Source organism: Caulobacter sp. FV1ye13L, assembly GCF_058681155.1.
The window spans coordinates 535,863-551,202 of record NZ_CM178732.1 but is presented as its reverse complement, the minus strand read 5'-3'; the positions used below and the strand labels follow the sequence as shown (position 1 = coordinate 551,202).

Here is a 15,340-nt window from a genome sequence, read left to right as displayed (position 1 = left end):
TCCGTGAGGAAGAACGGCGGCGGCGGAGCCGCTGCCGGCAAGGTGTCCATGGACAACAAAGCATCGCGCCTGTCACGTCCCGGCGGCGCTTCGACCCCGTGAAAACCCATTCCGGACGCTGGCCGCGCGCAGGGCGCCCATCTGCGCGGCGACGCCGGGCGAAAACTTTTCACGATAAGGACCAAACGCCGCTTGCGCCCCGCAATGGGACGGGCTATTTCCCCCGCCTCGCCGAAAGGCAATGCGCGCCCGTAGCTCAGCTGGATAGAGCATCAGACTACGAATCTGAGGGTCGGACGTTCGAATCGTTCCGGGCGCGCCATTTTCTTCCCATTGAGATCGTTACGATTCTTCGGATCTGCCTTCGGGCGGGGATGAGAATTTCACGCCGGTTTACCGGGACGTTTACGGCTCACCTTCCCGAGCTGTTCGCGGCGACCTTTGGCGCCGCCTGTTTCGCCAGCAGCTTTAAGACGTCATCCACGCGGTTCTATCCGGCGTCGGCCTGCTTCCAGGGCCAGGGCGGCGCCCTTTACCCGATCAAAGCCATCGACGCTCAGGGGCCAAAGCCGTCCGGGCATAGCCGCCGAACGTCGCCGGAGCGCTTTTCGGTGATCCAAAAGAGCCGATCCTGCGGGCGGCCAGCCTCTTCAACGCCCGCCGTGCCTGGCCGTCCACCTGTAGGAGATCTGTGCGCTAAGCCGGCGCTTGCGGCTCAGGTCCCCCGGCCTTGATGCGGCGTCCTGACGGTCTGGCTGAAAGCAAAAGCGAGGCCTGGAAAAGGTTCGGCGTTTGACCATTCCCTATTCCTGTGATTTATCATCTTAATGACCGGTGCAGCCGGCATCTAGTGAGATCGCTCGTTCGGAAATGAAGCGATCAATTGCCCATTTGGGAGGGAAGTATGATCCGTACGGGACCTGGAGCCCGCGTTCGCGCGCTTGGCTTTAAACTGATGATTGGCGCCAGTGCGAGCGCTCTCGGCTTTGTCGCTTTGGGCGGGGCTGCGGCCGCGCAGTCAGCACCCAGTGCTGATGTTGTCGATGAGATCGTCGTGACGGGTCTGCGCGCCAGCCTGACGCGCGCCATTGACGTCAAGCGCAAGGCCGCCGTGATCGTCGACTCCATCGCCTCCGAAGATCTGGGCAAGTTCCCGGACAGCAACGTCGCCGAATCCCTCCAGCGGATCACGGGCGTCTCTATCGACCGCAGCGGCGGCGAGGGCCGTTTCGTCACGGTCCGCGGATTTGGTCCGTCTTTCAACAACGTGCTGGTCAATGGTCGTACCCTGGCCACCGAAAACGCCGGCCGCCAGTTCAGCTTCGACCTTCTGGCCGCCGAGCTGATCTCCGGCGCTGATGTCTACAAGTCCAACAACGCCACCCTGCAGGAAGGCGGCATCGGCTCGACCATCAACGTCAAGACCGCCCGCCCGTTCGACATCCGTGGCAGCAAGGCGATCCTCAGCGCCAAGGCGAATTATGAGGACCTGTCGGAAGAGGCCTCGCCGGACGTGTTCGGCCTGTTCTCGACGCGCCTGGCCGATGACCGCATCGGCGTTCTGGCCTCGGTGTCCTATCAACAGCGCAAGGCGCGCGTCGATACGGCCGCCACTAACGGCTATTATCGGACCACAGTGGGTGCAGGCGCCAGCGCCCTGACCAACGTGCTGTTTCCCCAGAACTACGACCAGATCTCCGACCTGCAGGATCGCGAGCGCCTGGGCGTGACCGGTACCGTGCAGTTTCGGGCCAGCGAAGAGCTGACCCTGTCGGTCGACGCGCTGTACAACAAGTTCAACGTAGACTCGAATGCAAACAGTGTCGGCCACTTCTTCTCGCCGGGCGATGTCAGCGGCGTGACGATCGACGGCAATCGTACCGTCACGGCCTTCTCGCAGAACGCCAACGGTCACACCGACTACATCAACCGCACCTTCAACCGGCCGACCGAACTGCGTGCCTTCGGCGCCAATGCCGACTGGAACCCGACCGACAAGATCAACATCAAGCTGGACACCGCCTATTCCAAGGCGGAGTCGAACAACGGCGGCAATGAGATCTTCGCGGTGATCGGCTTCAACAACGCCGTGAACTTCAACAATACCGGCACGGGCCTGCCCGGCGTTACCGCCGCTCGCGGCTTCACCGATCCGTCGGTCGGACGCGCCCACTTTACCACCCGCGAGGGCGTTGATACCGCCGAGACGGTCTATGAGACCCGCCTGGATGCGGTGTTCAGCACCGACTATGAGGTCTTCACCAAGCTGCGCTTCGGCGGCATCTATACCGACCGCACCAAGGAAAACGCCCTGGTCCGCTCCGACAACGACGTCGGTTGCGCCTATTGCGGCTATGGCATTCCCGTCCCCGCCGGCATGCTGAAGGCCTTCGATCCGGGCTCTTTCCTGAGCGGCGAGTCGGGCGCCTTCCCGCGCCAGTGGTTGGCCTTCAATTCCGAGGACTATTTCCGGTTCTTGGAAACGGCCGCCGCCGGCAACGCCCAGGATGTCGCCGCCGGTCGCCCGGCCGGCGCCACCGCAGCCTTTGTCCGCTCCAAGAACGGCTATGCCGCTGTTCGTCAGCCCTCGTCCTACTCGGTCAGCGAAAAGATCAGCGGCGGCTATGTGCAGGGCGACTTCGAGGCCACCATCGGTGGCCTGCCCTGGAGCGCGACGGTCGGCATGCGCTATGTCCGTACCGAATTGGTCTCTAACGGCACCCAGCAGACTCTGCTGGACCTGTTGCCGATCGTCGGCGACAGCACCGCCTATACGGCCGCCTTCGCCGCCACTTCGGCGTCGGTGTCCAGGAGCACGGTCTATGACAACTTCCTGCCCAGCCTGAACGTCAAGGTCGACATTACTCCTGACCTGGTAGGCCGCTTTGCCGCCACCCAAACCGTCTCGCGCGCCAATCTGACCGATGTGGCCCCCCGGATCACCTTCACCAGCCTGCGCCCGGGCAACCTGGCGGCCAGCGGAGGCAATCCGGAACTGAAGCCCTTCAAGTCGACCAATTTCGACACCTCGGTCGAATGGTACTATCAGGACGCCGGCTATCTGACGGTCGGCGCTTTCTACAAGCAGATCGACGACTTTATCCTGACCTCGGTGGCGCCCGAGACCTTCACCGTAGCCAATGCAGCGGGCAATTTCCCCGGCGGCCTGGCGACGTTCAATGTCCAGCGCCCCCGCAACGCCCAGAGCGCCGATGTCTATGGTATCGAGGTGGGCTTCCAGCACACCTTCGACTATCTGCCCGCCCCGTTCGACGGCCTGGGCGTCACGGCCAATGCCACCTTCGTGGACAGCAAGGCCAATCTGGCCGCCACGGCGCGGACCTTCGCGCTTGAAGGTCTGGGCGACAGCCAGAACCTGGTCGGCTTCTATGCCAAGGGTCCGATCGAGGTCCGGGTCGCCTACAACCACCGTGACGGCTTCATCAGCACCGCGGCCAACGGCACCGGCGGCGATCCGATCTTCACCAAGGGCCAGGGCCAGGTTGATTTCCAGGCTCGCTATGCGGTGTCGTCGAACTTCTCGGTGTTCGTGGAGGGGACCAACCTCAACGACGCCAAGACCGAGACGGTCGGCAAGTACGACAACCAGTTCCTGAGCCTGGTGGACACCGGCCCGCGCTACGCGGTCGGCCTCCGCGCCCAGTTCTAGCAGACCGGCCGGGAGCGGCTCGCCGCTCCCGGCCGCCCTCTAGCGCGCGCTTGTCGGCGCGCGTTCCTCACCTACCCTGCGCTGGGGCGGGCCTTCGCGGGCCCGCCCCTTTTTTCGTCAGGATCAGTCGCGCCGCGACAGATGCAGAATGAAGCCGGTCTGGGGATGCAGGCGGGGGAGTTGCAGGCCAACGGCCATCAAGGTGCGACCATCAAGCTCCACGCCTTCGACAAGCGCCTGGGTCAGCGCCGAGCGCGCGGGCGGCTCTGACGGCCATACCAGCTTGACCGCGTAGCGCGCCTCGGCGTCCAGGCTCGCCAACCGCAGCCGCCCGGCGAAATAGGCGTCCTGTTCACGGATCAGCGTATAGGAAAACACCGCTTCTGAGCCGTCCCGGGCAACGATGCCGAACGCAGTCTCGTTGGCGGGCCGGTCGAGCCGGTGAAGGTCGCCGGAATGAATCAGGCCTCTCAGCTGCTTGTAGAGCGCCACGCCCTGGGCCAACTCGGTGCGCTCGCCAGGCGTCAGCGCCAGCAGGTTCGCCTCGATGCCGAAATGACCGAACAACGCGGTCGAGACCCGCGTCGCCATCGACACGCGGCGACCGGTGATGTGGCAGTCGGTCGGCCCGACATGGGCGCCCATCAGTTCGGCGGGAATGAACAGCGAAGCCCCCTTCTGGATCGACAGGCGGTCCAGCGCGTCATTGCTGTCGGAGGTCCAGATCCGGTCGGTGCGCTCCAGGATCCCGAAGTCGGCGCGCCCACCGCCCGAGGCGCAGCTTTCGATCTCGACCTGCGGATGGGCAGCGCGCAGACGGTCGAGCACGGCGTAGAGGCCCGCGACGTGGGCATGCGCCCCGGCGCTGCCGTCGGCCCCGCCGGGATGGCTTACGTCGCGGTTCATGTCCCATTTCAGATAGGCGATCGGGTGCTCGGTCAGCAGCGCATCGATCCGCCCGTAGAGATAGTCGCGCACCTCGGGTCGTCCGAAATCCAGCACCAGCTGGTTGCGGAACGACAGCTGCGGCGCGGGCGCACAGCCCAGAACCCATTCGGGATGGGCGCGATAGAGATCGCTGTCGGGATTGACCATTTCCGGTTCGACCCACAGGCCAAACTCCATGCCGGCGGCCAAGACGCGGTCGACCAGGGGCTTGAGGCCCTGCGGATAGACGCTCTCGTCGACGAACCAGTCGCCCAGGCCGGCAGTGTCGTCGCGGCGGCCCTTGAACCATCCGTCGTCCAGCACGAAGCGCTCGGCGCCGATCGCGGCGGCCGACTCGACCAGCTGGAGCAGCCGCTCCTGGTCATGGTCGAAATAGACGGCCTCCCAGGTATTGTAGTGCACCGGGCGCGGCTTGGTCCGCAGGCGCTGATGCTGGGGCCGGGCGCGCACCCAGGCGTGATAGGCCTGCGACATGCCACTGAGCCCGGCGTCGGAATAGGCGGCATAGAGCGCGGGGCTGAGATAGTCGGCTCCGGGGCCCAGGCGGATCTCGCCCGGCATGAACAGCTCGCCCATCTGCACATAGGCGCGGGCGTCCGACAGGGTCTCGGCGACGATGCGATGATTGCCGCTGGCGCCAAGGTGGAAGCCATAGACCTCGCCCACGGCTTCGCCGCAGGGGGCGCATTCGACGATCAGGCCGGGGAAGGCATCATGGGAGCTGCGGCCGCGGCGGTTCTCGCGCACCGTGGACCCTTGCCCCAGTGGGGTGCGGCGCATTTGGAACTCGCCCGACCATCGGCCATCCAGATTGATCAGATGGCTTGCCGACGGCGGCAGGGGCAGGGTCGGCGCGGCGCAGGCGTCGATCGTCAGGGCGGCGTCACCCTCGTTGACGACCCGGGTCGATGCAACCAGCACGTCCTGATCGGGACGCAGTTCCAGGCGGTGCGTCAGGACGATGGCGTTGTGGTCGTCGCGCGACACGATCTCGACCGCGGACGGGTTGATCCAGTCGATGCGATCAATGCGGGTGAAGGTGGCCCAGGCCTGGCCATCGCGATGCGCCAGCAGACCCGGCGCGCCCGGAAACCCCTGCCCCAGCAGGGGCGTCAGGGCCAGGGGCGCGGCGACGGCCGGCGAACAGGGCGCTGCGGCGCGCGATGCCATCAGCACCAGCGACATCGGATCCAGACCGGCCGCAAGCCTCGCGCCCCAGTGCAGGACGATCGGCGCATCACCTCGGCAATCGACGATCAGGGTCGTCGTCTTGCCATCGAGTCGAACGAAGGGCGGGGGGCTGGACATCGGCAAACCCTGGAAAACGTGAAACGAAGGCGCGTCTTGGGAAAGGTCTGAGTTGACGCTTTCATTTTGTAGGATAAATGAGATGCAAGAGAAAGACGTCTGTGAAACCGGTCGTTACAAAGTGCGGATAGGTTTTGGCGTCCCTCGTGACGCCTAGGCCGTGGTGACGATCGATGTCGCGAAAAGCGACGCGTCGGGAGTGAGACATGCTGGGCGTTTGCTACTATCCGGAACAATGGCCGACCAGCCTTTGGCGCGAAGATGCGCGCAAGATGAAGGCGCTGGGCCTGACCTATGTCCGGATCGGCGAGTTCGCCTGGTCGCGCTTTGAGCCGGAGCCCGGCGTCTACGACTTTGCCTGGTTCGACGAGATCGTTGCGATCCTGACGGAGGCCGGGCTCAAGGTCGTCATCGGCACCCCGACCGCCACGCCGCCCAAGTGGCTGATCGACCGGCACCCCGACATCCTGCCCGTCGATCCCGTGACCGGCCGCGTGCGCGGCTTCGGATCGCGCCGTCACTACGACTTTTCGAGCGAGACCTATCTGCGCGAGTGCGAACGGATCGTCCTGGCCCTGGCCGAGCGCTATGGCCAACATCCCGGCGTCGCGGGCTGGCAGACCGACAACGAACTGAGCTGCCACGACACGACCCTGAGCGCCTCCCCGGCCGCCAAGGCGGCGTTCCAGGCCTGGTGCGCCGACCACTATGCCGACGTCGATGCGCTGAACACGGCATGGGGCAATGTCTTCTGGTCGATGGAGTATCGCAGCTTCGACGAAATCGAACTGCCGGTCGGGGCCGTCACCGAGACCAGCCCGGCCCATCGTCTGGCCTATCGCCGCTTCTCGTCGGATCAGGTGGTGCGTTTCCACGACGCCCAGGTGAAGATCCTTCGCGCCCATTCGCCCGGCCGTTTCGTCACCCACAACTTCATCCCGATGAACGAGACCGGCGTCGACAACCACGCCGTGGCCGCCGATCTCGACTTCGCCAGCTACGACAATTACCCGCTGGGCCGCACCGACCTGCTGATGGCGCAGGAGTCGGCCGAGGTCTTCGCGCCCTACATGCGGACCGGCCATCCGGATTTCGGGACGTTCTTCTTCGACCAGACCCGGGGGCTGGCCCCCGGCGCCTTCTGGATCATGGAGCAGCAGCCCGGGCCGGTGAACTGGGCCAACCACAATCCCCGCCCCGCGCCGGGCATGGTGCGGCTGTGGACGTTGGAGGCCTTCGCTCACGGCGCCGGGGTGGTGAGCTATTTCCGCTGGCGGCAGGCCCCGTTCGCCCAGGAGCAGATGCACGCGGGCTTGCTGCGCCCCGACAGCAGCCAGGCTGCGGCCTGGCCGGAAGTCGAAGCGGTGATGCAGGATCTTGCAGTGCTGAACCTGGCCGATCAGCCCACCCAAAAGGCGCGGGTGGCGCTGGTGGTCGATGTCCAGGCCCAGTGGCTGGGCGAGATCGAGCGCCAGGGTCGCAGCTACGACTATACCCAGATCCTGCTGGACCACTATCGCGCCCTTCGCGCCCTGGGCCTGGACGTGGACTTCATCGCGCCGGACGGCGATGCCTCGGCCTATGCCCTGGTGGTGGTCCCGTCCTTGGCCATGCCGACGGCGCAGATCGTGGCAAACCTCACTTCCGGCAACGGCATTGTGTTGTTTGGCCCGCGCTCCGGGGCCAAGACCCAGGACCTGACCCTGCCAGAGGGCCTGCCGCCGGGTGCCCTGCGCGACGTTCTGCCCATCCGGGTGCTGTCGGTCGAGACCCTGCGCCCCGATTGCCCCGGCACGCTCAGCTGGCACGGTCGATCCTATGCCAGCACGATGTGGCGCGAGGAGATTGAGGTCGTGGCGGGGGCCGCCGGTGTGGACATCCTGGGTCACTATGAGGACGGCGCGCCCGCCATCGTGCGGTCGGGCCAGGCGATCTATCTGGCCAGCCTGACGGATCGCGCCTTCCTGACCGACTTCCTCGAAAGCCTTTGCCTTGAAGCGGGCGTTCCGGTCACGCGGCTGGCCGGCGATCTGCGCCTGCGTCGGCGCGGCGACCTGACCTTCGCCTTCAACTATGGCGCCGAGGCGATAGACGCACCGGCCCCGGCCAAGGCAGGCTTCGTGATCGGCGGGCGACAGATCGCCCCCCGCGACCTCGCCGTCTGGAGAACCCCCGCATGACCCGTCTTCTGGGATCGCTTCTGATCCTGTGCCTGACCGCGCCGACAGCGGCGCTGGCCCAGCCCTCCCCTCTGGCCGACGCTCCCGCCCTGGCCGCCGCAGGCGACTACCCCGTGGGCGTGCATGCCCAGACCCTGGTCCATGCCGGTCAACCCGATCTGCTGGCCAGCGACCTGACGAGCGGCAAGATCGCCCGCACCGACCGCGCCCTGCCCGTCACCCTGTGGTATCCGGCCGTCCGGCCCGCCGCCGATGCAGCGCCGGTGCGCTACACCATGCCTGACGAGCCCAAGGCCGGCGTCGCCCCCACCCAGGTGTTCTACAAGACCGGCACCGCCTTCCCGGACGCCAAACCCGTCCGGGGCCAGGCCTTTCCGCTGGTCGTGATCTCGCATGGCTACCGCAACTGGGGCACCAGCTTCAGCGACCTGGCCGAAAACCTCGCCTCCAAGGGCTATGTGGTGGCGGCGATCGACCACCAGGACCTGGAGCCCGCCACCCTGGCCGCGCCGCAGCTCTCGTTCGCCGTCACCCTGATCACCCGGGTGGCTGACCAGCGGTTCGTGATCAGCGAATTGGCGCGTCGCGCCGACCAGGGCCTGCTGAAGGGGGTCTACGACGCCGGCAAGGTGGGACTGATCGGCTATTCGATGGGGGGCTTTGGTGCCCTGGCCACGGTCGGGGCTGGCTTTGACGCCCAGGGTCCGCTCTACAAGCTGGTGCCGGGCGATCTGCTGAAGCCCTTCACGACCCTGGACCCCAGCTTCGAGGCCGGCCTGCCCAAGGGCGTCAAGGCCATGGTCGGCCTGGCCCCCTGGGGCGGCGCGCCGCCGCTGCGGGCGTGGAGCGCCCAGAGCCTGGCCGGCGTTAAGACGCCCAGCCTGCTGATCGTCGGCGACCACGACGATGTCAGCGGCTATGCCGAAGGCGTGGCCTGGATCTATGACGCTCTGCGCGGCACCGATCGCCATCTGCTGGTCTATGCCAATGCCCGCCACAACATCGCCCGCGACGGTACGCCCCCGAGCCTGACCGGCCAGTTCCAGTCCGTGGAACGCTATGAAGAGCCAGTGTGGCGCCGCGACCGGATCCTGGCGATCAACCGCCACTTCATCACCGCCTTCCTCGATGCCAACCTGAAGGGTGACGCCGGCAAGGGTGCCTATCTGACCGTGCCGACGCCCGAGTCCGGCAAGGGCGCCTGGCCCCTGGCCCAGGGCGCGTCGGTCGGCGCGCAGACCGCGATCCCGGGCGACGCCACCACCGCCGGCTACTGGCCTGGTTTCCAGCGTCGCTGGGCCCTGGGCCTTACCCTGCGCCACGACACGCCTGAACCCACAAAACAATAACAAGAACCGGAAACGCCCAAGCCATGCACCTGCAAATGACGCAAGCCTGGATCGCGGTGGGGCTCACCGCCCTGATCGGCCTGATCACCTATCTGAAATGCCGGGGGCAGGGGCGCGGCGCTGAAGGCGGCAACCGGGAGTTCTTCCTGGCGGGGGGCGGCCTGTCCTGGATCTTCGTCGCCGGTTCAATCACGATCACCAATCTCAGCACCGACCAACTGGTGGGAATGAACGGCAACCAGATGGCCCTGCTGGTCTGGTGGGAGCTGTCGGCCGTCGTCGGTCTCAGCATCCTGGCCTGGGTGTTCCTGCCCATCTACTACCGAAACAACTGCACGACAGTGACCGAGCTTCTGGAGAAGAAGTACAATCACGTCGGCATTCGTTCGACGATCGGCACCATCTTTCTGGTCGGCAACGTCGTCATCTACCAGCCGATCATGCTCTACACCGGCGCGCTGATGATGAAGTCCATGTTCGGGCTGGAGATCCCGATCATCGTGCTGGCCGCCGGCTTCGCCGTCGCCGGCTCGCTCTACGCCATCTTCGGCGGGCTGCGCGCCGTGGCCGTGACCGACACCTACAGCGGCATACTCCTGCTCGCCATGTGCATGCTGGTGGTCTTCCTGTCGTTGAACGCTATCGGCTTCGACTTCAGCGGCATCCCGCCCGAGCGCCTGAGCTTGATCGGCGGCAATGACTCCCCGATCCCGTGGCACACCCTTCTGACCGGGATGATCTTCATCCAGATGTTCTACTGGTCGACCAACCAGACGATCACCCAGCGCGCCATGGCTGCGCCGAACCTGAAGGAAGCCCAAAAAGGCGTCTTCGCCGCAACCGTCGTTCGCCTGCTGATCGTTCCGCCGATGGTCGTGATCCCCGGCATTGTCTCCTACAAGCTGTTCGGACATCTCGGCGATGCGGCCTATGGCAAGATCGTCTGGCACGTTCTGCCCAACTGGATGTCGGGCATCTTCGCTGCGGCCATCGCCTCGGCGGTGCTGGCCCACTTCGCCAGCGTGCTGAACTCTTCGGCGGCGCTCTATGTCTGTGACATCCACGAAAAGTACATCGACCCCAAGCCCAATGTGCCGCGCCTGAGCATGTGGGCCAGCATCGGCTTCGTGCTGCTGTCGCTGCTGCTGGTGCCGGTCTATGACGACGCCGAGAGCATCATCAACCTGGTGCAGAAGTTGAACGGCCTGACCAGCATGCCTGTGCTGTCGGTGTTCATCGTTGGCCTGCTGTTCCGCAATGTCGACGCCCGCGCGGCGATCGCCGGCCTGGTGTTCGGCGTGTGCCTGTATGCGATCTTCAGCTTCGGCTGGGCGCCCCTGCACTACATCCACATGATGTTCATCACCCTTTGGACCACGGTCGCCTTCTCGCTGGCCCTCAACCGCTGGGTCTTCGGCAAAAAGGCCGAGTTCATCTTCGCCCGCAAGGCAGCCACCGCCTGAGGCCTGCCGACGGACGCGCGTTCAGTAAGCCTCTCGGAAGATAGTGAGACGATGACCACGGATATCCTTCATGACCTCGTGGTCATCGGCGGCGGCGTCAACGGCTGTGGCGTGGCCCGAGACGCGGCCGGGCGCGGCGCCGCAGTGGTGCTGTTCGAGCAGGGCGACCTGGCTGGCGCGACCTCGTCGGCCTCGACCAAGTTGATCCACGGCGGGCTGCGCTATCTTGAGCAATACAAGTTCCGGCTGGTCAGAGAGTCGCTGATGGAGCGCGAGGTGTTGTGGGCAATAGCCCCCCACCTCATCCAGCCGCTGCGGTTTATCCTGCCGCATCACAAGGGCCTGCGGCCCCGCTGGATGCTGCGCGTGGGCCTCTTCCTGTATGACCATCTGGGTGGCCGCAAGCGGCTGCCCGCGACCCGCAGCCTTGACCTGCGACGCGATCCGGCCGGCGCGCCGCTGGATCCGCGCTTCACCCATGCCTTCGAATACTCCGACTGCTGGGTCGATGACGCCCGCCTCGTCGCCCTCAACGCACTGGACGCCGCCGAGCGCGGCGCGACGATCCATACGGGCGCGCGGGTCATCGCGGTCGATCGCTTGGCGGATCATTGGCGCGTCACGGCGACGACGGCGGCCGGCGAAACAATCACCGTCAGCGCTCGCGCCCTCGTCAACGCCGCCGGCCCCTGGGTCGAGCGGCTGGTCGGACTTTCGGGCCTGACGGCGCCGGCCGGCGTGCGGCTGGTGCGAGGCAGTCACATCGTCACGCGCAAGCTGTTCGACCACGACAGGGCCTACATCTTCCAGAACGGCGACGGCCGGATCATCTTTGCCATCCCCTACGAGCAAGACTTCACCCTGATCGGCACCACCGACGCGGACCATCACGGCGATCCCAAGGACGTCACCGCCACCGACGAGGAGGTCGCCTACCTTTGCGCGGCGGCCAGCGAGTATTTCAAGGCTCCGATCCAGCCCGCCGACGTCGTCTGGCGCTATGCCGGCGTCCGCCCCTTGCTGGACGACGGCGCCTCCGATGCCCAGGAAGCCACTCGCGATTATGTGCTGAGCCTCGACGCTCCCAAGGGCGCCGCGCCAGGCCTCAGCGTGTTTGGCGGCAAGATCACAACCTATCGCCGGCTGGGCGAGGCGGTTCTGAATGAGATCGGGCCCCACATGGGCGTCGACCTGGGTCCGGCCTGGACCCGCGCGTCACCCCTGCCGGGCGGCGACCTGTCGGGCCAGGACCTGGACGCCTTCATCGCCGGTCTCGTCACGCCCTATCCCTTCCTGAAGCCGCCTACGCTCCGTCGCATGGCCAAGGCCTATGGCTCGCGGATCCCCGATATGCTCGGCGAGGCCACCAGCCTGGCGGACCTCGGCCAGCATTTCGGGGCCGATCTCTACGAGCGCGAAGTGCGCTACCTGATCGCCGTCGAGTGGGCTCGCAGGGCCGAGGACGTGCTTTGGCGCAGGAGCAAGCTGGGACTTCGCCTCGACGCCGATCAGACGGCCGTGCTCGAACTGTTCATGCGGACCGCCAGCAACCTCTGACCATGACCAAGCCTATTCTCGTCATCGATCAGGGCACCACCTCGTCGCGCGCCATCCTGTTCTCGCCTCGGCTCGAGATCATCGCCACGGCGCAGCGCGAGTTTCCCCAGCATTTCCCGGGCTCGGGATGGGTCGAGCATGATCCGGAGGATCTCTGGTCTTCGGTGCTGGAGGTCATGCGCGAGGTGCTGGCCAAGACCGGAACAGCGCCGGATGCGGTCTTGGCCATCGGCCTGACCAACCAGCGCGAGACCGTGGTGATCTGGGACCGGGCCACCGGCTTGCCGATCCACAACGCCATTGTCTGGCAGGACCGCCGCACAGCCGACCTCTGCGAGCGCCTGCGCGCCGACGGGCGCGAGCCGGAGATCGCCAGGCGGTCGGGCCTTCTGATTGATCCCTATTTCTCGGCGACAAAGATTGCCTGGATCCTCGACAACGTGCCCGGCGCGCGCGCGCGCGCCGAGGCCGGCGAACTGGCCTGCGGCACGGTCGATAGCTTTCTGCTCTGGCGGCTGACGGGCGGGGCGGTGCACGCCACCGACGCCACCAACGCCTCGCGCACCCAGCTCCTGAACATCCATACGGGCGTCTGGGACGAGACCTTGCTGGCGCTTTTCCACGTCCCGGCCACGCTCCTGCCTGAGGTTCGCGACAGCGCCGGCGACTTTGGCGAAACCCTGCCCAACTTGCTGGGCGCCGCGATCCCGATCCGAGGTGTGGCGGGCGATCAACAAGCCGCGCTGGTGGGACAGGCCTGCTTCTCGCCGGGCATGGTCAAGGCGACCTACGGCACGGGATGCTTTGTCCTGCTCAACACCGGCCAGCGTCCGGTGGTGTCGCGCCATCGCTTGCTGACGACCATCGCCTACCAGCTGGATGGCCAGCGAACCTATGCGCTGGAGGGGTCGATCTTCATTGCGGGGGCCGCGCTGCAGTGGCTGCGCGACGGGCTGGGCGTGCTCGCCAAGGCCGAGAACGCCGACGCGATGGCCAGCCAGGCCGCTGCCGATCCAGGGCTCTACATGGTGCCGGCCTTCGTCGGCCTGGCTGCACCCGACTGGCGGCCGGACGCGCGCGGCGCGATCTTCGGCCTGACCCGCGCCACTGGTCCCAACGACCTGGTCCGCGCTGCGCTGGAGAGCGTGTGCTTTCAGACCCGAGACCTGATCGCGGCCATGGTCGCCGAGGATACCCATGCGGCGTGGTCGATCCGGCTGCGCGTCGACGGCGGCATGAGCGCCTCGGACTGGATGCTGCAGTACCTCGCCGACATCCTCGACAAGACGATCGATCGGCCGCAAGTCCGTGAGGCGACCGCCCTTGGCGCGGCTTGGCTGGCCCGACATGGGTCTGATGACGCGCTGGCGAGCGACGATTTCTGGCGACTGGACCGCACCTTCTCGCGCCGGATGGACAAGGCCGCCGGCACGGCCCGGATCCAGGGCTGGCGCCGCGCCGTTGCCGCCGTCATCTCGCTGACCGAACCCCAGCCCTAGAGGCCTGGGCTATGGCTTGTCCAGACGACCGTCGTCGACGTCCAGAGCGACGCCATTGACGAACCGGGCGTCATCCGAAGCCAGGCCGACGCCGCTCAAGTCGCCGGTAACAACGACTCCGCAATCGTGAACCGTCTGCCCGCAGTCACCACTCGCGGAAGCTGCCGTCTTGGCCCCGCCAGATCGGGTTGCGCCACGACGGCGCGTCCTTGGCCGCTTCGCGCACCATGTCTTCGTCGATCTCGACGCCAAGGCCCGGGCCTTGCAGAGCGGCGACCATGCCGTCGCGCACCTCGAACACCTCGGGGTTGCGCATGTAGCTGAGCAGGTCGTGTCCGACGTTGTAGTGGATGCCCAGGGACATCTCCTGGATCACGAAGTTGGGCGTGGTCAGGGCCAGCTGCATGCAGGCCGCCAAGGCCATCGGCCCCAGCGGGCAGTGGGGCGCCACGCCCACGTCATAGGCCTCGGCCATGGCGGCGATACGCTTGCACTCGGAAAGGCCACCCGCGTGGCTCAGGTCAGGCTGGATCACGTCCACGGCCGCCGTTTCCAGGAAGGGCTTGAAATCCCAGCGGCTGTAGAGCCGTTCCCCAAGGGCGATCGGCAGGCTGGTCAGGCGCGACAGCTGGACGATGGCCTCGACATTCTCCGAGAGCAACGGCTCCTCGATGAACAGCGGCCGCAGCGGCTCTAGCGCCGCGATCAGTTGCTTGGCCATCGGCTTGTGCAGGCGGCCGTGGAAGTCCACCGCCACATCAAGGCCCTGCGCCTTGACTGCGGCCACGCGCTCCAGCGCGTCATCGAACGCTTGCGCGCTGTCGAGCCACCCCATCTCGCCGGTGGCGTTCATCTTTACGGCCTTGAAGCCTTGGGCCAGTCGGGCCTGGGCCGCCTCGACGACCTCGTCGGGACGATCGCCGCCGATCCAGGCATAGACCGGAACCCGGTCGCGAACGCGACCGCCAAGCAGTTGCCAGACCGGCACGCCCAGGCGTCGCCCCTTGAGGTCCCACAGCGCCTGATCCAGGCCTGATAGAGCCGACATCAGCACCGGTCCGCCACGGTAGAAGCCGCCGCGATAGGCCACTTGCCAGATGTCCTCGATATTGTCGGCATCGGCGCCGATGAAGCGCTCGCGCAGCGAAGCGAAGGCGCCGTCCACGGCTTCGGCGTGCCCCTCGAGGCTCGCCTCCCCCCAGCCTACGGCGCCGTCCTGGGTCTCGACCCGGACGAACAGCCAGCGCGGCGGCACGATGAACGTCTCGATCCGCGCGATCCTGGTCGGCCCCGCGCCGACACTGAGCTCTCCGAATCGTTCAGCCGTCATCGACGATCCGCCGAGTATCTGGCGCAGCGCGAGCAA

The 15,340-nt window shown here is 66.3% G+C and carries 8 protein-coding genes and 1 tRNA gene; 7 read left to right on the top strand and 2 right to left on the bottom strand.

What is annotated here, in order from left to right:
• Positions 1-245 precede the first annotated feature (245 nt).
• Both ACW176_RS02410 and ACW176_RS02405 read left to right on the top strand, forming a co-directional pair.
• A tRNA-Arg gene (locus ACW176_RS02410) sits at positions 246-322 on the top strand.
• Positions 323-904: 582 nt separating this feature from the next.
• Positions 905-3,670, top strand: coding sequence for a TonB-dependent receptor (locus ACW176_RS02405; protein ID WP_492110755.1), 2,766 nt, complete (start codon positions 905-907; stop codon positions 3,668-3,670).
• 123 nt (positions 3,671-3,793) lie between these two features.
• On the opposite strand, the gene ACW176_RS02400 is transcribed toward ACW176_RS02405, so the two are convergent.
• Positions 3,794-5,926, bottom strand: coding sequence for an alpha-galactosidase (locus ACW176_RS02400; RefSeq protein WP_492110754.1), 2,133 nt, complete (start codon positions 5,924-5,926; stop codon positions 3,794-3,796).
• 206 nt (positions 5,927-6,132) lie between these two features.
• Here ACW176_RS02400 and ACW176_RS02395 point away from each other — a divergent pair, with 206 nt between their 5' ends.
• From ACW176_RS02395 to glpK, 5 genes are read left to right on the top strand one after another with little or no spacing between them, the layout of a single operon-like run.
• Positions 6,133-8,106: a beta-galactosidase gene (locus ACW176_RS02395; RefSeq protein WP_492110753.1), complete on the top strand. Its 1,974-nt coding sequence runs from the start codon at positions 6,133-6,135 to the stop codon at positions 8,104-8,106.
• Positions 8,103-9,455, top strand: coding sequence for an alpha/beta hydrolase family protein (locus ACW176_RS02390; protein ID WP_492110752.1), 1,353 nt, complete (start codon positions 8,103-8,105; stop codon positions 9,453-9,455). The genes ACW176_RS02395 and ACW176_RS02390 overlap by 4 nt, the downstream gene beginning before the upstream one ends.
• Before the next feature lie 23 nt (positions 9,456-9,478).
• Entirely contained in the window at positions 9,479-10,918 is a 1,440-nt protein-coding gene (locus tag ACW176_RS02385; RefSeq protein WP_492110751.1) for an SLC5 family protein, read from the top strand.
• 51 nt (positions 10,919-10,969) lie between these two features.
• Positions 10,970-12,475: a glycerol-3-phosphate dehydrogenase gene (gene glpD / locus ACW176_RS02380; protein ID WP_492110750.1), complete on the top strand. Its 1,506-nt coding sequence runs from the start codon at positions 10,970-10,972 to the stop codon at positions 12,473-12,475.
• A 2-nt stretch (positions 12,476-12,477) separates the two neighbouring features.
• Entirely contained in the window at positions 12,478-13,974 is a 1,497-nt protein-coding gene (gene glpK, locus ACW176_RS02375; protein WP_492110749.1) for a glycerol kinase GlpK, read from the top strand.
• Positions 13,975-14,119: 145 nt separating this feature from the next.
• On the opposite strand, the gene dgoD is transcribed toward glpK, so the two are convergent.
• Positions 14,120-15,304, bottom strand: coding sequence for a galactonate dehydratase (gene dgoD, locus ACW176_RS02370; RefSeq protein ID WP_492110748.1), 1,185 nt, complete (start codon positions 15,302-15,304; stop codon positions 14,120-14,122).
• Between the last annotated feature and the right edge of the window lie 36 nt (positions 15,305-15,340).